Source organism: Klebsiella sp. R390, assembly GCF_051131745.1.
Lineage (GTDB): Bacteria > Pseudomonadota > Gammaproteobacteria > Enterobacterales > Enterobacteriaceae > Klebsiella.
In genome coordinates this window covers 4,086,062-4,104,739 of sequence record NZ_CP180445.1, presented here as the reverse complement: position 1 = coordinate 4,104,739, position 18,678 = coordinate 4,086,062, and the positions used below count along the sequence as shown (strand labels likewise).

Annotated in this window: 18 protein-coding genes; 11 read left to right on the top strand and 7 right to left on the bottom strand. The window is 54.5% G+C overall.

Annotated features, from left to right (window positions below; all coding sequences use genetic code 11):
• Window positions 1-11: 11 nt before the first annotated feature.
• Window positions 12-590 carry a lysozyme gene (locus tag ACMYSP_RS19295; RefSeq protein ID WP_434583638.1) on the bottom strand — a complete coding sequence of 193 codons (579 nt, stop codon included), beginning with the start codon at window positions 588-590 and terminating at the stop codon, window positions 12-14.
• A 589-nt stretch (window positions 591-1,179) separates the two neighbouring features.
• Between ACMYSP_RS19295 and ACMYSP_RS19290 the strand changes: the two genes are divergently transcribed.
• Both ACMYSP_RS19290 and ACMYSP_RS19285 read left to right on the top strand, forming a co-directional pair.
• Window positions 1,180-1,656, top strand: a complete 477-nt coding sequence (locus ACMYSP_RS19290) for a WbuC family cupin fold metalloprotein (protein ID WP_434583637.1) — start codon at window positions 1,180-1,182, stop codon at window positions 1,654-1,656.
• Between the two features lie 214 nt (window positions 1,657-1,870).
• Window positions 1,871-2,671 (top strand): MipA/OmpV family protein, encoded by an 801-nt coding sequence (locus tag ACMYSP_RS19285; protein ID WP_434583635.1) that lies wholly within the window; start codon window positions 1,871-1,873, stop codon window positions 2,669-2,671.
• Here ACMYSP_RS19285 and cynR read toward each other — a convergent pair.
• Window positions 2,659-3,570, bottom strand: a complete 912-nt coding sequence (gene cynR, locus ACMYSP_RS19280; protein ID WP_434583634.1) for a transcriptional regulator CynR — start codon at window positions 3,568-3,570, stop codon at window positions 2,659-2,661. The two genes, ACMYSP_RS19285 and cynR, sit on opposite strands and share 13 nt — an antisense overlap.
• A gap of 141 nt (window positions 3,571-3,711) precedes the next feature.
• On the opposite strand from cynR, the gene ACMYSP_RS19275 reads away from it, so the two are divergent.
• The 3 genes from ACMYSP_RS19275 (at window position 3,712) to ypdK (ending at window position 5,812) form a co-directional block, all read left to right on the top strand.
• Window positions 3,712-4,170, top strand: a complete 459-nt coding sequence (locus tag ACMYSP_RS19275; protein WP_434583633.1) for a nucleoside deaminase — start codon at window positions 3,712-3,714, stop codon at window positions 4,168-4,170.
• Entirely contained in the window at window positions 4,167-5,360 is a 1,194-nt protein-coding gene (locus ACMYSP_RS19270) for a cyanate transporter (protein ID WP_434583632.1), read from the top strand. Before ACMYSP_RS19275 ends, ACMYSP_RS19270 begins: the two co-directional genes overlap by 4 nt.
• 380 nt (window positions 5,361-5,740) lie before the next feature.
• The gene (gene ypdK, locus ACMYSP_RS19265; RefSeq protein ID WP_099130696.1) at window positions 5,741-5,812 is read left to right on the top strand and encodes a membrane protein YpdK; all 72 of its coding nucleotides are present in this window, start codon (window positions 5,741-5,743) and stop codon (window positions 5,810-5,812) included.
• A 72-nt stretch (window positions 5,813-5,884) separates the two neighbouring features.
• On the opposite strand, the gene alaC is transcribed toward ypdK, so the two are convergent.
• Window positions 5,885-7,123: an alanine transaminase gene (alaC, locus tag ACMYSP_RS19260; RefSeq protein WP_434583631.1), complete on the bottom strand. Its 1,239-nt coding sequence runs from the start codon at window positions 7,121-7,123 to the stop codon at window positions 5,885-5,887.
• A 411-nt stretch (window positions 7,124-7,534) separates the two neighbouring features.
• On the opposite strand from alaC, the gene ACMYSP_RS19255 reads away from it, so the two are divergent.
• On the top strand, window positions 7,535-9,214 hold the full coding sequence (locus tag ACMYSP_RS19255) for a LytS/YhcK type 5TM receptor domain-containing protein (RefSeq protein ID WP_434587185.1): 1,680 nt from the start codon (window positions 7,535-7,537) through the stop codon (window positions 9,212-9,214).
• 11 nt (window positions 9,215-9,225) lie between these two features.
• Window positions 9,226-9,969, top strand: a complete 744-nt coding sequence (locus ACMYSP_RS19250; RefSeq protein WP_434583630.1) for a LytR/AlgR family response regulator transcription factor — start codon at window positions 9,226-9,228, stop codon at window positions 9,967-9,969.
• Between the two features lie 71 nt (window positions 9,970-10,040).
• Here ACMYSP_RS19250 and glk read toward each other — a convergent pair whose 3' ends face one another.
• A complete protein-coding gene (gene glk / locus ACMYSP_RS19245) occupies window positions 10,041-11,006 on the bottom strand; it encodes a glucokinase (protein ID WP_434583629.1) in 966 nt (321 codons plus the stop codon).
• A 263-nt stretch (window positions 11,007-11,269) separates the two neighbouring features.
• Here glk and ACMYSP_RS19240 point away from each other — a divergent pair, with 263 nt between their 5' ends.
• Window positions 11,270-12,505, top strand: coding sequence for an ion channel protein (locus ACMYSP_RS19240; protein ID WP_434583627.1), 1,236 nt, complete (start codon window positions 11,270-11,272; stop codon window positions 12,503-12,505).
• On the opposite strand, the gene ACMYSP_RS19235 is transcribed toward ACMYSP_RS19240, so the two are convergent.
• Window positions 12,502-14,163: an alpha-keto acid decarboxylase family protein gene (locus ACMYSP_RS19235; RefSeq protein WP_434587183.1), complete on the bottom strand. Its 1,662-nt coding sequence runs from the start codon at window positions 14,161-14,163 to the stop codon at window positions 12,502-12,504. The two genes, ACMYSP_RS19240 and ACMYSP_RS19235, sit on opposite strands and share 4 nt — an antisense overlap.
• Before the next feature lie 176 nt (window positions 14,164-14,339).
• On the opposite strand from ACMYSP_RS19235, the gene mgrA reads away from it, so the two are divergent.
• Together mgrA and ACMYSP_RS19225 are read left to right on the top strand one after the other, a co-directional pair.
• Entirely contained in the window at window positions 14,340-15,332 is a 993-nt protein-coding gene (mgrA, locus tag ACMYSP_RS19230; RefSeq protein ID WP_434583626.1) for an L-glyceraldehyde 3-phosphate reductase, read from the top strand.
• Between the two features lie 152 nt (window positions 15,333-15,484).
• Entirely contained in the window at window positions 15,485-15,835 is a 351-nt protein-coding gene (locus ACMYSP_RS19225) for a DUF2502 domain-containing protein (protein WP_123755303.1), read from the top strand.
• A gap of 48 nt (window positions 15,836-15,883) precedes the next feature.
• Here the strand turns inward: ACMYSP_RS19225 and ACMYSP_RS19220 are convergent, their stop codons facing one another.
• Both ACMYSP_RS19220 and ACMYSP_RS19215 read right to left on the bottom strand, forming a co-directional pair.
• Window positions 15,884-17,122, bottom strand: coding sequence for an Nramp family divalent metal transporter (locus ACMYSP_RS19220; RefSeq protein ID WP_434583625.1), 1,239 nt, complete (start codon window positions 17,120-17,122; stop codon window positions 15,884-15,886).
• Window positions 17,103-17,159 (bottom strand): hypothetical protein, encoded by a 57-nt coding sequence (locus ACMYSP_RS19215; RefSeq protein WP_419144713.1) that lies wholly within the window; start codon window positions 17,157-17,159, stop codon window positions 17,103-17,105. The genes ACMYSP_RS19220 and ACMYSP_RS19215 overlap by 20 nt, the downstream gene beginning before the upstream one ends.
• A 308-nt stretch (window positions 17,160-17,467) precedes the next feature.
• Here ACMYSP_RS19215 and ACMYSP_RS19210 point away from each other — a divergent pair, with 308 nt between their 5' ends.
• Window positions 17,468-18,670, top strand: coding sequence for a NupC/NupG family nucleoside CNT transporter (locus ACMYSP_RS19210; protein WP_434583624.1), 1,203 nt, complete (start codon window positions 17,468-17,470; stop codon window positions 18,668-18,670).
• The last annotated feature ends 8 nt before the right edge of the window (window positions 18,671-18,678 follow it).

Below are 18,678 nucleotides of genomic sequence, written 5' to 3'. Positions count from 1 at the left end.
AAAAAACAATATTATTTAAATGCTGGCCAGTCATTAAGACTGTCAATTTCATTCCAGGCTCTGATACAAGCATTAACAGAATCTATACCGATAAAAATTGCTGCTTCTGCCCAACGGCGTCTCAACAAGCCGAGTAGTGGTTTACCCTCCTGACTGATCCACTTACGCATCTCATCTGGCACACGGGTCTTTTGGCCTGAATTTATATATTTCAGCATCGTTGATTTGGCTAAATTTCCGCCACCGAGGTTGTACGTCCAGGAAATCAACGCAGCAGCTTCACACTCCAGCAATGATACATATACTCGCTGCTGAACAGTATGTGCGGCTCCTTTCATATCCCGAACAAGTAACTGTTCAGCCTCAGCTTCAGTAATTGGCGCCGTATGTGGCGTCACGGCTTTGCCTGAGGCATCGATGATGGTGCCATATCCGATAGTCCATGTCCCTCCGGGTATTGACCCATTATCATCATAGGGCGAGCTATAGAATCCCTCAATTCGTTTTATGACCGATGTGGCGGAGGGCGGAATCGTCACGCCGTCCCACTCTTTATCAGCTACAGTAACTTTAGATGTTTTAGCCATCATATCTCCAGTCATTGCATTCATTATCAATAATTAAAAACAGCCAGATTTATATAATAACGATAGTCTTAATCTGATATCAGACAAAGCCTACATTTATTGCGACAATAAATACTATGCAATATGCGTCGATAGTATTTATTATAAGTTAACACTTAATTAACCCTGTATCAGCTGCAATGCTATCCGCGCGCTGACAATTAGCAAAAAAATGACAACATACATAATGATTAACCAGCTAACTCTTATAATATAGAATATATACAAAGCCTCACGATATCTGTCATATCCTGACCTGAGGACAAGTTCCGGCTTGATAATCTCACCCATCAACAACAACTGCCATTTATAATTATTAGCAGCTTTCTTCAGGTGCAAGTAAATTTATTCTGGTTTTTACCGCAGCCTGAACATAGCGACTGAATAACCACGAATTAAACAAATACTTAGAGTCACGCTCTGTCACAGATTCCCCCCGACATTTCAGCGTCAACTGGATACAATGTGCCTGTTGGCATTCTGCGAAAAGCGCACACTGCAACCTTCGGTCGCGAACGCATTCGCACTCTCAGATCTTACGTCAGGTGGAAAAATGAAATACATCACTTTCAGTGACATGCAACAACAGAGCGACGCGGCGGCACGTTCACCGCGGTTACGCGCTCATCGTAATTTCCATCCGGAATTAAGCGATCCCGTACAGCGCCTGGCGATCGCCATGGAGCCAGGGACCTATGTTCGCCCGCATCGCCATCCGCATACCTTTGAACTCTTGATCGCCCTCAGTGGACGCTTTGTAGTACTGACGTTTGATGACCTCGGCTATGTCACCAACCGCGTGGTATTGGGTGAAGAGTGTACGGTGTTAGAGATGGATGCCGGGACCTGGCATGCGGTGCTGTCACTGGACGTCGGCGGCGTCATTTTTGAAGTCAAACACGGCGGGTATCAACCGGTTTCTGCTGAAGATTATGTCACATGGGCACCTGCGGAAGGTGAAGAAGGGACGTCGGAACTGATGGCGTGGTACCAGCACGCTCAGGTTGGCGATGGCGGCCACGCCCGTTAATGCGGCTCAGAAAGGTTAACTCTCATCCGCTGCCAGGGTGCGGCGGATTAACCGCTTCATCATGCATTAAAAAAAGCCCGTCACAAATTAAGAAAAAACAAAAAACCGGCCCACGGAGTGGCCTGCGCTGGTATATATTCACATTGACAGTGCTTTATGTACAAAGCATCTGCATGTTTTCGCACCATATTCCCTGATCATATTTGGAACCCGGATGAAACCATTTCGCTACTCTGCCGCTGCCCTCTGCTCCCTGATGTTGTGCTCTTCACCCGCCAGCGCCGAGGTTGACCTGGGTTCCATCGATATTTTTTCTGGAAATAACCCCGACAGTCCGGTACCGAAAGGGTTGGTGCTGGGGGCTGCCACCATTAGTGGAACCGCTCGCTACCAGAAGCAGGACAACGATACCTATTTCATTCCCGGTGGCCTCTACTTTGGCGATCAGTTTATCTATCTCGGCGATCGCGCCCGTTACTACTTCCATATTGACGACAAAGTGGCTTTTTACGGATATGGCCGCTGGCGCTTTGGCAACCTCGATCCCAGCGATAATGCCGCTTTCAAAGGCATGGAGAAACGCAAAGGCGAATTTGAAGCGGGGATCGGCGCGACGCTCATCACCCCCTACGCGCTGCTGAGCGCCCGTCTCAGCTCTGACGTGACAGGCCGCAGCGACGGGCAAGAGCTTCTGCTATGGGCGGATTTCCCGATCATCAAAGATAATCTGCTGGTGATGCCGGGAATGGGGCTGATGATCCGCAGCAGCAATATGGCGAACTACTATTTCGGTGGCATCTCGGCCAGCGAAGCGACTCCGCAACGCCAGCAGTGGGATACCGGCACCACCGTCTCGCCAATGGCGGCGATTATTACCAGCTACCGCTTCAGCCCCCACTGGGTCGGCATGTTCGCGGCAAACTACGAGCTGTATGACAAAGATATCGCCGACAGCCCTATTGTGCAGCATAACGGCGAGCTCTATGGCATTCTCGCCGTCGGCTATACCTGGTAAACGCGAGCGGTCCCGGCCTTCAGCTCCCCGGCTATCTGTAATGTCAGCGCGCTAAATGCCCGCGCGGCGGCACTCTGCCAGGCCGCCTTGTGCTGTAACAGACAGGCGGTTCTCTCCAGCAGTAGCGGCGTGAGCTCCACCGCCACCAGATCGTCACGCTCCCGCACGATGGCGGCCGGTAACAGGGTCGCCAGTTGGGTCCGCTGAATCACGGTCAGCACCGCGCTGATGGAGTTGGCCTCCATCTGAATCTTCGGTTGAACATGATGCTGCCGACAGTAGCGATCAATTTGTTCGCGGGTGGCAAACTCCTCGCTCAATAAAATTAACGCCTGCTGATTCAATGCATCCAGCTTAACCCGCCGCTGTTCCGCCAGCGGATGGTGGTGCCCTACTACCAGCGCCAACGTTTCGCTAAGCAAAGGCGTCGCGACAATATCCGCCGAGCCAACGTCGCTAAAGGCAATTCCAGCGTCCAGCTCATCATTCAGCAACAGCGCCTCCATCCGGTCCTGCGGCATTTCACGCATCGTCAGTGTGATATTGGGGTAATGCTGATAAAACGCCGCCACCAGCGGCCCCATAAAATAGGTCGTGAAGGTCGGCGTCATCGCTACCCGCAGTGAACCTCGCTGCAGGTCTTCCACATCGTGGATCGCCCGCCGGCCCTCTTCCAGATCCTGCATGACCCGGCGGGCGTAAATGAGCCAGGCTTCTCCGGCATCCGTCAACCGGGTGTAGCGCCCGCTGCGATCAAAAAGCTGCGCCCCCAGCGACGCTTCAAGCTGGCGAATTTGTTGCGACAGCGCCGGCTGCGAAACATGCAGCGCCGTTGCCGCACGGGTAAAACCGCGGTGTTCCGCGACCGCCAGAAAACAGGTGAGATGACGTAGCAACATACGATTACCCATAAGTAAAACAAATCAGGTTAATCATAAATTAGTCTTTTAACTTATGAAATAACCTGAGTACCCTGTTCAGGTACTCAGCCGCAACGTTCCCCTTTCGTCACTCCCCTGTTACTCGCTTCAGGAGCCACTATGTCTGTCCATCACCACTATCTTCAGCGTGCGCTTACGCTGGCCAGGAACAATGTCGACAACGGCGGACGCCCGTTCGGCGCGATCGTCGTGCACAACGACACGATTGTTGCTGAAGCCGTTAACACCCTGCATCAGAACGGCGATCCAACGGCTCACGCTGAACTCAACGCAATTCGTGACGTCTCCCAACGCCTGGGGGTTCAGGTGCTGAAAGAATGCCGCGTCTATGCCAGCGGCCAGCCGTGCCCGATGTGCCTGAGCGCCCTCTATTTAACCGGCGTGCGCGCCGTTTATTTCGCCAACAGCAATCAGGATGGCGAAGCCTTCGGCCTCTCTACCGCAGCGATTTACCAGCAGTTAAGCCAGCCGCTGGAAACACAGACGCTATCCATTCACCATTGCCCACAGCCCGATGGCCTTACGCTGTACTCACGCTGGGCGGATAAACAACCATGAGCCCGACTCCCCGCAACGGCCTGATGCTGCTGGTATTGGTTCTGGTCGGCATAAACATGCGCCCGCTGCTGACCTCAATAGGACCGCTGCTGCCGCAATTACAGCAGGCCAGCGGTATGGGTTTTGCCCTTGTTTCTCTGCTCACTGCCATCCCGGTAATGGCCATGGGGCTATTGGCGCTGGCAAGCCCGTGGATCGATCGCCATCTCAGCGAAAGCCGTGGGGTTGCGCTCAGCCTGTTGATGATCGCCATCGGCGCGCTGCTGCGCGAACTCGCGCCGCACAGCGGTCTGTTGCTCAGTAGCGCCCTGCTGGGCGGGATTGGCATCGGTATTATTCAGGCGACCATTCCGACGGTGATCAAGCGGCAGTTTTCCCGACGCACGCCGCAGGTCATGGGGCTGTGGTCCGCCGCGCTGATGGGGGGCGGCGGTTTAGGCGCCGCCTTGACGCCCTGGCTGGCCCAGCATAGTGCCGTCTGGCATGACGCTCTTGCCTGGTGGGCACTGCCCGCCGTCGCGGCGCTGTTTGGCTGGTGGGCGATCGGCCGAAAACTGCCTGCCCCGACGTTGGCCACATCAGGAACTGCCGTGTCGGTATTCCGCCATCGCCGCGCCTGGACGCTCGGGCTCTACTTCGGCCTGATTAACGGCGGCTACACCAGCTTGATCGCCTGGCTGCCGCCTTATTACATGCAGGCAGGCTATAGCGCCCAGTTCAGCGGTACCCTGCTGGCAATATTAACCGTCGGCCAGACCGCCGGCGCGCTGCTGATCCCGATGCTGGCCCGGCACGACGATCGTCGCCGGTTATTGATCCTGACGTTACTCCTCCAGCTCCTGGGGTTCTGCGGTTTTATCTGGCTGCCGCTGCAGATGCCACAGCTGTGGGCCATCAGCGCCGGAGTGGGGTTAGGCGGCGCTTTTCCGCTGTGCCTGGTACTGGCGCTCGACCATGCCCGACAACCCGCAATCGCTGGACGTCTGGTGGCATTTATGCAAGGGATCGGGTTTATCGTGGCCGGGGCCTCTCCGTGGCTGGCAGGCCTGCTACGCAGTCTGAGCGGCGATTATGTACTGGACTGGACGTTTCACGCCGTTTGCGTCGCCACCCTGATCGTGGTGACCTTCAGTTTTGTGCCTGCACGCTATCCGCAGGAGTGGCGACAGCGGGAACCGATCGGCGATTAAATCAGGTAATGGCGGCGGCGCGGGACAATTTTCCGCGTCGCCCCTGCGTCAGGCCAACAATAGAAAAAATCCCAAAATCAAGCAGCTATCACCGTAAGCGCGCGGCGGCAAAAACCCGTCGCCAGAATAGAATTTATTACCGAATGAAATTAATGTGTCGTCGAATCACGACACTCGTAAGTAACTAAAAATTAATAAAAAAATGCCGCTTGTTTCCCTGATTTTTTAGGCGTACATTAGCGCCATCTGGAGCCCTAATCGCACAGAATTTCGATCTGCCGCAGCAGCCAGAATCGTCTGGTTTTACCGCGACAGATCAGTATCAACAATGAAAATTATATTCATTTAGGCGTTTCGCCAAGAACGCGGAGTGATGAGTCGTGAAATACTTTATTATGGGCGTGTCGTTTATGGTCATCGTATGGGCCGGTACTTTTGCCCTGATGATCTAGCACTGTCAGCGCCAAAAAAAACGGGAGCCAGAAGGCTCCCTTTTTATTGGGGGTATTCTTTGATTCGCCTGGTTATTCCTGACTTTCACCGCCCGACTTGCCCGAAGCAGGGAGCAGCCCGTCAGCACGGAACATCGATTTGATCCCACGAATCGCCTGGCGGATACGGTCACGGTTTTCGATGAGAGCGAAGCGCACATGAGTGTCGCCGTAATCGCCGAAGCCAATGCCCGGAGAGACGCACACTTTCGCATCCTGCAGCAGCTTTTTAGCAAACTCCAGCGAGCCCAGCGCCGCATACTGCTCCGGAATTTTCGCCCACACGTACATGGATGCCTTCGGACACTCGACCATCCAGCCTGCTTCATGCAGCCCTTTCACCAGCACATCACGACGGCGCTTGTACTGCTCTGCAATATCACGCACACACTGCTGATCGCCTTCCAGCGCCGCAATCGCCGCGACCTGTAACGGCGTGAAGGTGCCGTAGTCGTGATAGCTTTTAATACGGGCCAGCGCGTTGACCAGGGTTTTGTTCCCCACCATAAAGCCGATACGCCAGCCGGCCATATTGTAACTTTTGGAGAGGGTAAAGAATTCCACCGCCACATCGCGCGCGCCGGGGACTTCCATGATGGACGGTGCTTTCCAGCCGTCATACACGATATCGGCATAGGCCAGATCGTGTACCACCAGTACATCGTAACGCTTCGCTAGCGCGACCACTTTTTCAAAGAATTCCAGCTCGACGCACTGCGCGGTCGGGTTGGACGGGAAACCGAGGATCATCATTTTCGGTTTCGGGTAACTTTCGCGAATGGCACGCTCCAGCTCGTTGAAGAAATCAACGCCCTCCACCAGCGGCACCGAGCGTACCTGGGCACCAGCAATCACCGCGCCGTAGATATGAATCGGGTAGCTCGGATTTGGCACCAGCACTGTGTCGCCATGATCGAGTGTCGCCAGCATCAGGTGCGCCAGCCCCTCTTTTGATCCGATAGTGACAATCGCTTCCGATTCCGGATCGATGTCGACGTTATAGCGATCCTGATACCAGCGCGAAATTGCGCGACGCAGGCGAGGAATACCGCGCGATGTTGAGTAGCCGTGCGTATCAGGCCGTTGGGCAACGGTACAGAGTTTTTCCACGATATGTGGCGGGGTAGCCCCGTCAGGGTTGCCCATACTGAAATCGATAATATCTTCGCCGCGCCGACGCGCCGCCATTTTCAGTTCAGCAGTAATGTTAAATACATACGGGGGCAGACGATCGATACGCGTAAAACGGCGTTCAGGACTGGATTCAGCCATAGATTCCTCAGATTAACGTTAGCGCCCGGACCGTCCGAGCGACGCTGTCGCCTGTGCGACAAGCTTAGAAAATAACCCGAAAAAAATGATGCTGTCGAGGGGGTGAACAAAAAATAATATCTGGCAAAAAAACCGGGTATCGTCCCCCAAAAATGCGGCAGGGGCGCTCCTCGATTTAGCCGGGATGAAAATTGACTGCAACATATTAATATCTATTACTTTACCTGCTTTTATCATTCCGGGAGCCCGCTTCGCCTGCTCTCAGGCCTTGGTATTAATCCCCTTTTTTTAGTGCAACTTTTCCTCATTCCCTCCGTCACTGGCCTCTTCGGCTGGCCTTCTGACCTCAGGTTTTTTATCATGTCGCTTTCCCGCGATAGATACGGCGCACTCATGCACGAAATATTCACTATGCTGCTGGCGGTATTTGACCGCGCGGCGCTGATGTTGATTTGTCTTTTTTTCCTGATTCGCCTGCGCCTGTTTCGCGAGCTGCTGCATAAATCGGCACATACGCCGAAAGAGCTGCTGGCAGTCATCGCCATCTTTTCCCTGTTTGCGCTGTTCAGCACCTGGTCCGGAGTGCCGGTAGAAGGCTCCCTCGTCAACGTGCGCATTATTGCCGTGATGTCTGGCGGTATCCTGTTTGGACCCTGGGTCGGGGCCATCGTCGGCGTGATTGCGGGGGTTCACCGCTATCTTATCGATATCGACGGCGTCACCGCCGTGCCCTGCTTTATCACCAGTATTGTCGCCGGGCTGCTGTCAGGGTTGATTAGCCGTAAGGTCCCGAAGGCGCAGCGCTGGAAAGTCGGGATCCTCGCCGGCATGCTCTGCGAAACGCTAACCATGATCCTCGTAATACTGTGGGCGCCTTCGCTCTCGCTGGGGATCGATATTGTCTCCAAAATCGGGATCCCGATGATCCTAGGCAGCGTCTGCATCGGCTTTATCGTTCTGCTGGTGCAGAGCGTGGAGGGGGAAAAAGAGGCCAGCGCGGCACGTCAGGCAAAACTGGCGCTGGATATCGCCAATAAAACGCTACCGCTCTTTCGCCATGTGAACAGCGAATCGCTGCGTCAGGTCTGCGATATTATTCGCCGCGATATTAATGCCGATGCCGTCGCGATCACCACCACCGACCGGGTGCTGGCCTACGTCGGATTTGGTGAAAGCAACTATCACGACCATGACAATAGCATCAGCCCCACCACCCGCCAGGCCATCGAAAGTGGAAAAATCATCATTAAGAACAATGATGAAGCGCACCGCACCCCGGAAATCCACTCCATGCTGGTGATCCCCCTGCGGGAAAAAGGTATCGTGACCGGCACGCTGAAAATCTATTACTGCCATGCCCATCGCATCACCTCGTCACTGCAGGAGATGGCCATCGGGCTGTCACAAATCATCTCCACCCAGCTGGAGGTTTCGCGCGCAGAGCAGTTGCGGGAAATGGCCAACAAAGCTGAACTTCGCGCCTTACAGAGCAAAATCAACCCTCATTTTCTGTTTAACGCCCTCAATGCGATTTCATCTTCCATCCGCATGAATCCGGACACCGCGCGCCAGCTCATTTTTAATTTGTCGCGCTATTTGCGCTATAACATTGAATTAAAAGACGACGAGCAGATTGATATCAAAAGGGAGCTGTACCAAATCAAGGATTATATTGCCATCGAGCAGGCGCGCTTCGGCGATAAGCTGACCGTTATCTACGATATTGATGACGAAGTCAGCTGTGTGATCCCAAGCCTGCTGATTCAACCCCTGGTGGAGAATGCTATCGTCCACGGGATCCAGCCGTGCAAAGGGAAAGGTGTGGTCACTATTGGCATCACCGAGTGCGGCAACCGGGTGCGTATTAGCGTTCGCGATACTGGTAATGGCATTGATCCAGAGGTGGTTGCCCGAGTGGAAGCGGATGAAATGCCGGGCAATAAGATTGGCCTGCTTAACGTGCATCATCGCGTAAAATTGCTGTATGGCGAAGGATTGCATATCCGCCGCATGACCCCCGGAACGGAGATTGCGTTCTATGTGCCCAACAAGCTCGTCTCTGAGCCGACTCCGGTATCCCTGTTGCCATGAGCGGAGAAAAAATGAAAGTTATCATTGTTGAAGATGAATTTCCGGCACAGCAGGAGCTCACCTGGCTGATTAACACCCATAGCCAGATGGAGATTGTCGCCACCTTTGATGACGGGCTGGACGTCCTGAAATTTCTGCAGCACAACAAGGTCGATGCGATTTTCCTCGACATCAATATTCCCTCGCTGGACGGCGTTCTGCTGGCGCAGAACATCAGTCAGTTCGCGCATAAACCGTTTATTGTGTTTATCACCGCCTGGAAAGAGCATGCGGTGGAGGCTTTCGAACTGGAAGCGTTCGACTATATTCTCAAGCCGTACCAGGAGTCGCGGATTATCAACATGCTGCAAAAGTTGACCAGCGCCTGGCAGCAACAGCAGCAAACGGCCAGCGGTGCCGGTACTGCGCCCAATCCGCAGCGTGAAAATGACACCATCAATCTGATCAAAGACGAACGGATTATCGTGACCAGCATCCACGATATTTATTACGCCGAAGCGCATGAAAAAATGACGTTTGTCTATACCCGGCGGGAATCGTTCGTGATGCCGATGAACATTACGGAATTCTGCAGCAAGTTGCCGCCAGCGCACTTCTTCCGCTGCCACCGCTCCTACTGCGTTAACCTGAATAAAATTCGCGAAATTGAGCCGTGGTTCAACAATACCTACATTCTGCGCTTACGCGATCTGGAATTTCAGGTGCCGGTTAGCCGCAGCAAGGTCAAAGAGTTTCGCCAGCTGATGCATCTGTAGTGGGGGCGTTGAGGGATAGCGTATAGCCCGCCCGGGCATGATATTGCCGGAACGGGCTATCTGACGCAGGGCTAGAGAATCTGCCCCAGCGTCTGACGCAGATGCGCCCCGGAACCCAGCAGGCCTGGATTATCATGGACGATCAGGTAGACGGGGATATCCTGAACAAAGGCTTTAAAGCGCCCTTTGTCTTCAAAGCCACCGCGAAAGCCGGAAGCCTTAAAGAACTCGAGGAAGCGAGGCACAATGCCGCCGGCAATATACACCCCGCCAAAGGTCGCCAGATTCAGCGCCAGGTTGCCACCGAAACGCCCCATAATGACGCAGAACAGCGACAGCGCACGACGGCAATCAATACAGGTGTCCGCCAGCGCGCGTTCGGTGACATCTTTCGGCTGGAGATTTTCCGGCAGGCGACCATCCGCTTTTACAATCGCCCGATACAGGTAGACCAGCCCCGGACCAGACAACACGCGTTCGGCGGAGACGTGTCCCAGTTCAGCGCGCAGCTCCTGCAGAATAATGCCCTCTTCTTCGCTGTTTGGCGCGAAATCAACGTGGCCGCCCTCGCCCGGCAGGCTCACCCAGCGTTTGTCGACGTGGACCAGGTGGGCAACGCCAAGACCGGTGCCGGCGCCGTAGACCGCAATGGGTTTGCCTTCGACCGGCGCGGTACCGCCAAACTGAATCAGGTGCTCAGCTTTGAGCATCGGGATAGCCATTGAGACCGCGGTAAAATCGTTGATGATTTCCAGGTGCGAAAAGCCGAGGTTCTCTCTCATTTCGGCGATAGAAAACGCCCAGGTATGGTTGGTCATCGCCACCCAGTCACCGGTGATCGGACAGGCAATCGCGATGCAGCCATCTTCAACAGCAACGCCCTTTTCGTCCAGATAGACGCGCACCACAGCCTCAAGACTGGGATAATCGAGCCCGGAATAGGTTTTTGCCTGGGAAATTTCCCCGTTGGCCATGTCGCATAATGCCAGTCGGGCATTGGTCCCGCCGACGTCTCCTACTAAAGCAAATTTTGTCATTCCGTTACGGCTCCACTAAAGTCAAAATGATTCTTTTGGCACACTGTAAATTCATGATGCCTTAACAACAACGACCAACGTATAAGTGCCCACAGTTTAGCGACCTGTATCACATTTAGGTTGTAATCTGTGCAAAATGACTCCGTTCATCTTCGGGGATCGTCAGGCACCACCTTAAGTTTATCGTTTCAGCACCATTTGCATCGACGCTCCCTGGGCGCAAGCGCAAAATCGTACTCTACGACTTTAAAAGGAAATGCTTCATGCTGCATCCGCGTGCAAGAACAATGCTGTTGTTAGCGATACCGGCCGTCATTATTGGTATCGCTTCCAGCCTGGTATTGATTGTGACGATGAAGATTGCGGCTATCTTGCAGCATTTCCTGTGGTCCAGCGTGCCGTCGGGTTTAGGCATCGACGCCAGCGGCCCGTTGTGGATCATCGCTATTCTGACGCTGACGGGTATCGCCGTCGGTCTGATCGTGCGCTTTAGTCCCGGACATGCCGGGCCGGACCCGGCCACTGAAGCGTTAATCGGCGAGCCCATTCACACCACGGCGCTGCCGGGCCTGGTGGCGGCATTAGTGCTCGGCCTCGCCGGTGGCGTCAGCCTCGGGCCAGAACATCCGATTATGGTGATGAATATTGCGCTGGCGGTGGCCGTGGGCTCCCGTCTGTTCCCCCGCGTCAGTTCGCTGGACTGGACCATTCTTGCCGCCTCCGGCACTATCGGCGCCCTGTTTGGCACGCCGGTGGCCGCCGCGCTGATCTTTTCGCAAACCCTCAATAGCAGCAACGACGTGCCGCTGTGGGACCGGCTGTTCGCTCCTCTGCTTGCGGCAGCAGCCGGCGCCCTGACCACCGATATGTTCTTCCACCCGAGTTTCTCGTTGCCGATCCCCGTGTATTCGCAAATGCATCTGGTCGATATCTTCAGCGGCGCGATTGTGACCCTTATCGCCATCGCCGTCGGCATGGTGGCCGTCTGGTGTTTACCGCGATTGCACGGGCTGATGAATCGCCTGAAAAACCCGGTGTTAGTCCTCGGCCTCGGCGGCTTGTTGCTGGGGATCCTTGGCGCCCTGGGTGGCCATATCACGCTGTTCAAAGGGCTGGATGAAATGCAGCAAATCGCCGTGAGCCAGACGCTGACATCAGGCGATTTTTTGCTCATTGCGCTGGTGAAACTGGCGGCCCTGGTGATTGCGGCCGCCAGTGGTTTTCGCGGTGGGCGCATTTTCCCTGCGGTGTTCGTCGGCGTGGCGCTGGGCTTAATGCTGCACGCTCACGTTGATGCGGTGCCGGCAGCGATTACCGTCTCCTGCGCTATCCTTGGCATGACGCTGGTGGTGACCCGCGATGGCTGGCTGAGTCTTTTTATGGCCGCAGTAGTGGTGCCCGATACTACGCTGTTACCGCTGCTGTGCATCGTGATGCTCCCGGCCTGGCTGCTGCTGGCCGGGAAGCCGTTAATGATCGCCAGACACCGGAACGACTAAACGCGGCTGTTTCGCTCCTCCAGCGCCTGGGTGACCGCCCTCAGGAAATCAGGGATGTCCATTTTCGGCAGCATGACTTCCACCAGCGTCAGCTTATCTGAGCCAACGCTGTCGCTTATCGCGTCCTCCAGGCCTTGCGTATCCGTCACGCGCCAGCACCGGGAAGGAACATCAGGAGCAAACGCCTCTGGCAGACGGTTCCAGTCCCACAGCGCGATATCGTTATAACGCTGCTCCGGCCCGTGTATCGCGCGCTCAACGGTGTAGCCTTCGTTATTGAGCAGCAGAATCAGCGGGTTTTGTTTATCCCGCAGCATGGAGCCGAGCTCCTGAATGGTCAGCTGCGCCGCCCCATCGCCCACAATCAACACCACTCGCCTGCCCGGCGCTGCGGTCTGCGCGCCGTAGGCGGCAGGTAGGGTAAATCCAATGGAGCCCCATAGCGGTTGGACCAGCAAGGTGGCATCAGAGGGAAGTTTCAGTGCCGCCACGCCAAACGCCGCGGTTCCCTGATCCGCCAGAATAATATCGCCCGGGCGCAGCTGTTCCTGGACGGTACTCCAGAAATTCTCCTGGGTGAGAGGCCCACTCGCTGCGCAGGCGACTTCCGGCGCATGACAGGTCGGCATCGACCATTCTGCAGCCAGGCTGGTGGATAAGGTCATTAAAACCCCAAGTGCCTGATCCATCGGGATACGGCTGAACCAGTGGTCCCCGACTCTGACGGCGAAGGGCTGGATCTCAATCGTCCGCTCCAGGGGTAAATGCTGGGTGAATCCGGCGGTGATGGTATCGGTAAAGCGGGTCCCGACACAGATGATAGTATCGGCATTTTCAATGGCTTCTCGCGTGGATACCGCGCTGGCAATACCGCTGTAGGTGCCAACAAAACCACGCTGCTGCTCATCAAACAATCCCTTGCCCATCAGCATGGTGGCGCACGCCATCGGCGCTTTCGCCACCCATGCTCGCAGCGTATCCTGCAGCCCATAACGCTGAGCAAGAAAATCTGCCAGCAGCGATACCCGGCGACTGCTGCGCAGCATCTGTCCGGCGTGTTCACGGAAGCCAGCTAGCTGGTTTTCATCGGCGGGCGGCCCTTCTATTGTCAGACGACGAGCCGGCGGCGTAGCTTTTGCTTTGGCCACGTCGGCCGGCAGCATTAAATAACCGGGGCGATGGTGCATTAGCATCTCGCTCAGCACGCGATCGATTTCATGGCAGGCGTTCTCTGCCGTCAGGGTGGCCTGGGTACAGGTGATCTGCTCGCTCATGCGGGCAAAGTGGGTAAAATCGCCGTCGCCCAGGGTATGGTGCAGAAGCTCCCCCCGCTGCTGTGAGCCGGTACAGGGTGCCCCGACAATATGCAGAACCGGAACATGTTCGGCATAGCTGCCGGCCACGCCGTTAAGCGCGCTCAGCTCGCCGACGCCATAGGTTGTCAGCAACGCGCCGGCCCCTTTAATGCGTGCATATCCGTCGGCGGCATAGGCGGCGTTCAGCTCATTCGCACAACCAACCCATCCCAACGCATCATGGGCAATAACGCGGTCGAGGAACTGTAAATTGTAATCTCCGGGTACGCCAAACAAGCGGTCTATGCCGCAATCTACGAGACGATCCAGCAGATAATCACCAATGGTGTAAGTCGGTTGCATTTCCATACTCCAATCCCGTTGCAGGTAATTTGAGTATTGAATAAGCGATCGAACTGTCCAGATTGTGATCAATATTCACAGTGGAAAGCAAAATTTACGCCAGTGGGGAGTGTACTCTGCGCGGAACATTCTTTAGTGTAAACGTATACACTACCTGTTCTGTCTTCGGAGGAAGTATGGTTTACCAGGCAAATTCGGCGCGATACCAGACGATGGAATACCGCCGCTGTGGCCGCAGCGGCTTAAAGCTGCCGGAAATTTCACTCGGTCTGTGGCATAACTTTGGTGACGAAACGCGGGTGGAAACCAGCCGCCAGCTGCTTCGCCATGCTTTTGATCTCGGCATCACCCATTTCGATTTAGCCAATAATTACGGGCCGCCTCCGGGTTCGGCTGAGAGCAATTTTGGCCGTATTCTGCGGGAAGATTTCTTGCCCTACCGCGATGAGCTGATTATCTCCAGCAAAGCCGGCTACACCATGTGGGACGGGCCTTATGGCGACTGGGGCTCGCGTAAATATCTGGTGTCCAGCCTCGATCAAAGCCTGAAGCGAATGGGGCTGGAGTACGTCGATATCTTCTATCATCACCGCCCGGATCCACAAACACCGCTGCAGGAAACCATGCGCGCGCTGGACCATCTTGTCCGTCAGGGTAAAGCGCTGTATGTCGGTCTGTCCAACTATCCCCTTGAGCAGGCCGCTCAAGCAGTGAACATTCTTAACGACCTCGGCACACCATGCCTGATTCATCAGCCTAAATATTCGATGCTTGAGCGCTGGGTTGAGGACGGACTGCTTGATTTTCTGCAGACGGCAGGCGTGGGAAGCATAGCGTTTTCACCGCTGGCAGGAGGTCAACTGACGGATCGCTATTTACACGGTATACCGGCCGATTCCCGTGCCGCCAGCGGCAGCCGTTTCCTGCAAGCGGATCAGTTGACCGACGCGAAGCTGGAGAAAGTGCGCCAGCTGGATGCACTCGCCCAGGCCCGTGGACAAAAGCTCTCGCAGATGGCGCTTGCCTGGGTATTGCGGGAAGAAAAAGTGACTTCGGTACTGATTGGCGCCAGCAAAACCGCACAGCTTGATGATGCTGTCGGCATGCTGGATAACCGGCTTTTTAGCGCGGAAGAGTGCGCGAAAATTGACGCGATCCTGGCGGCGTAAAGCAAATTTTCCTTTAGCAAAAAGTGCTCTTATCCGTGATTTAGGAGTTCCTCCAATGCTACGGCGCTTTACCGCCCCGTAATATCACGTTAACAGGCCCAATGAGAGCCTATTTATCAGGCTCTCAGGCCCCGATCGTGAAGGAGAAGAGTATGTTCAGGTCACTGATTCTGGCAGCAGTGCTTTTGGCTTCAACGCCACTGGTTGCCAACGCCGGAGAAATCACCCTGCTGCCATCTGTAAAATTACAAATAGGCGATCGTGATAATTACGGTAACTACTGGGACGGCGGCGGTTGGCGAGACCGCGATTACTGGCGCCGTAATTATGAATGGCGTGATAATCGCTGGCACCACCATGACAACGGGCGCCATCGCGGCTGGGATAAGCGCAAAGCTTACGAGCGTGGTTATCGCGAAGGCTGGAACGATCGTCGCGACCGTCACGATGGTTGGGGACGAGGTCCAGGCGGTGGCCGCGGCCACGGTCATGGCCATCATTAAGCATTTCGGGGAGCCACAAGGCTCCCCGAATTATTTCCATCGGTACACTTACAATCCAAGCACCGTTCCTACCAGTAACCAGCCGTTCAGTAATACCACGACGGCAACAATCACCCAGCCCAGTCGTTTAATCCATTGCGTATTCACCAGCTCGCCCATTAACTGCGCATTGCTGGTAAAAATCAGCAGTGGAACCAGCGCCAGCGCGATACCAAAGCTGAGCAGCACCTGGCTCATCACCAGAATGCGGGTCGGGTCCAGCCCGATCATAATCACAATAAAGGATGGCAGCATGGTGACCAGACGGCGAAACCACAGCGGAATATGAAAACGAATAAACCCCTGCATCACCACCTGCCCTGCCAGCGTGCCCACCACGGTCGATGACAGACCGGCAGCCACCAGGCTCAGGCCAAATATGGTCGCCGCCGCATGACTTAACAGCGGCTCCAGCGTCAGGTAGGCCTCATCAAGATTGGCAATGCCCGTATGACCATTAAAGTGAAAAGCCGCCGCCGCCGTGGCCATCATTGCCAGATTAACAAACCCGGCAATGGTCATGGCAATCGCCACGTCCCAACGAGTGGCGTGGTAACGCTCTTTGCGCGTGCCTTCATGCAGATTCTGGGTTAACGAGGAGTGCAGATAGATAACGTGCGGCATTATCGTTGCGCCCAGCACACCGGCCGCCAGGAAAACCGCTTCGTTATTCGGCAGGCCAGGGATAATCATCCCTTTCGCCAGCGGCGTCAGCGCCGGTCGCGAAAAGATCAGTTCAACAATGTAGGCAACGGCAACAAACAGCAGTAATCCGCCGATGACTTTCTCCAGCGGCTTTTGCCCACGACGCTGAAGCATCAGGATCAGGAAGGTGGCAATTCCGGTGAGGACAGCCCCCTGCAACAGCGATATACCGAGTATCAACTTGAAGCCAATCGCCGCCCCGATAAATTCAGCCAGATCGGTAGCCATGGCGATGATTTCCGCCTGCACCCAATAAAACCACACCACCGGACGCGGGTAGTGATCGCGGATTTGCTCCGCCAGATTTTTACCGGTCGCAATGCCAAGCTTTGCCGACAGTACCTGAATCAGCATTGCCATCAAATTGGCCCACACCACGACCCACAGCAGCTGATAACCAAAACTGGCCCCGGCCTGGATATTGGTGGCAAAGTTGCCGGGATCGATATAACCAATGGCAGCAATGAACGCAGGCCCCATCAATGCGAGCTTCATCTTGCGCGCTGCGCGACCGCTGCTATTCTCAACGCGAGTGCCTGTCATTTTCTGCCTCTGAAATATAGCCTTTGCTATGTTTCATGCTATCAAAATGCGAATGATTATCAAGTTCATTTAGAAAGATAGTCATTATTGCTTTGATAGGGGGGAACGATAGCGGCTAACAACGAAAAACTGGCATGGATGGAATTGCATCTCGCCAGATCACAGAGTAGTACAATCTAAGCAACTTTTAAAACCTTTACGCAACATAACAAAAATGTATGTTTGATCACTATTTCAGTGACTGGTCACAGTTCCTTGCAATAGTGTGGATTTGATCTCGTTTTCTTTGCTCTTGTTACATAGAATGTGCAAAGAAATTTAACCTGCCTCATATTTGGAGCAAATATGGACCGCGTCTTGCATTTTATTCTCGCGATCGTAGTGGTGGCTATACTGGCCCTTTTGGTCAGCCATAACCGTAAGCAAATTCGCATTCGTTATATTATTCAATTACTTGTTATTGAAGTCTTGCTGGCATGGTTCTTCCTGAACTCCGATGTTGGTTTAGGTTTTGTGAAAGGCTTCTCCGAGATGTTCGAAAAACTCCTCGGCTTTGCCAACGAAGGGACCAACTTCGTCTTCGGTAACATGAACGACAAAGGTCTGGCTTTCTTCTTCCTGAAAGTACTGTGCCCTATCGTCTTTATCTCCGCGCTGATCGGTATTCTGCAGCACATCCGTATCCTGCCGATCGTCATTCGCGCAATTGGTACCGTGCTGTCTAAAGTTAACGGCATGGGCAAGCTGGAATCCTTCAACGCCGTCAGCTCGCTGATTCTGGGACAGTCGGAAAACTTTATCGCCTATAAAGATATTCTGGGCAAAATGTCACGCAACCGTATGTACACCATGGCCGCGACCGCAATGTCGACCGTGTCCATGTCTATCGTCGGCGCGTACATGACCATGCTGCAGCCAAAATATGTGGTTGCTGCGCTGGTGCTCAACATGTTCAGTACCTTTATCGTGCTGTCGCTGATTAACCCGTATCGCGTGGAAGAAAGCGAAGAAAACCTGCAGATGTCCAACCTGCACGAAGGTCAGAGCTTCTTTGAAATGCTGGGTGAATATATTCTGGCGGGCTTTAAAGTAGCGATTATCGTTGCTGCCATGCTGATCGGTTTTATCGCCCTGATTTCCGCGCTGAACGCCCTGTTCGCTACCGTGACCGGTTGGTTCGGCTACAGCATCTCCTTCCAGGGAATTCTGGGCTACATCTTCTATCCGGTTGCCTGGGTGATGGGTGTTCCGGCGGGTGAAGCGCTCCAGGTGGGCAGTATCATGGCGACCAAGCTGGTTTCGAATGAGTTCGTCGCGATGATGGATCTGCAGAAAATTGCCAGCACGCTCTCTCCGCGCGCTGAAGGCATTATCTCTATCTTCCTGGTCTCCTTCGCTAACTTCTCTTCTATCGGGATTATTGCCGGGGCGATTAAAGGCCTGAACGAAGAGCAGGGTAACGTCGTTTCCCGCTTTGGTCTGAAACTGGTGTACGGCTCCACGCTGGTGAGCGTGCTCTCTGCTTCTATCGCCGCACTGGTTCTGTAATCTCAATC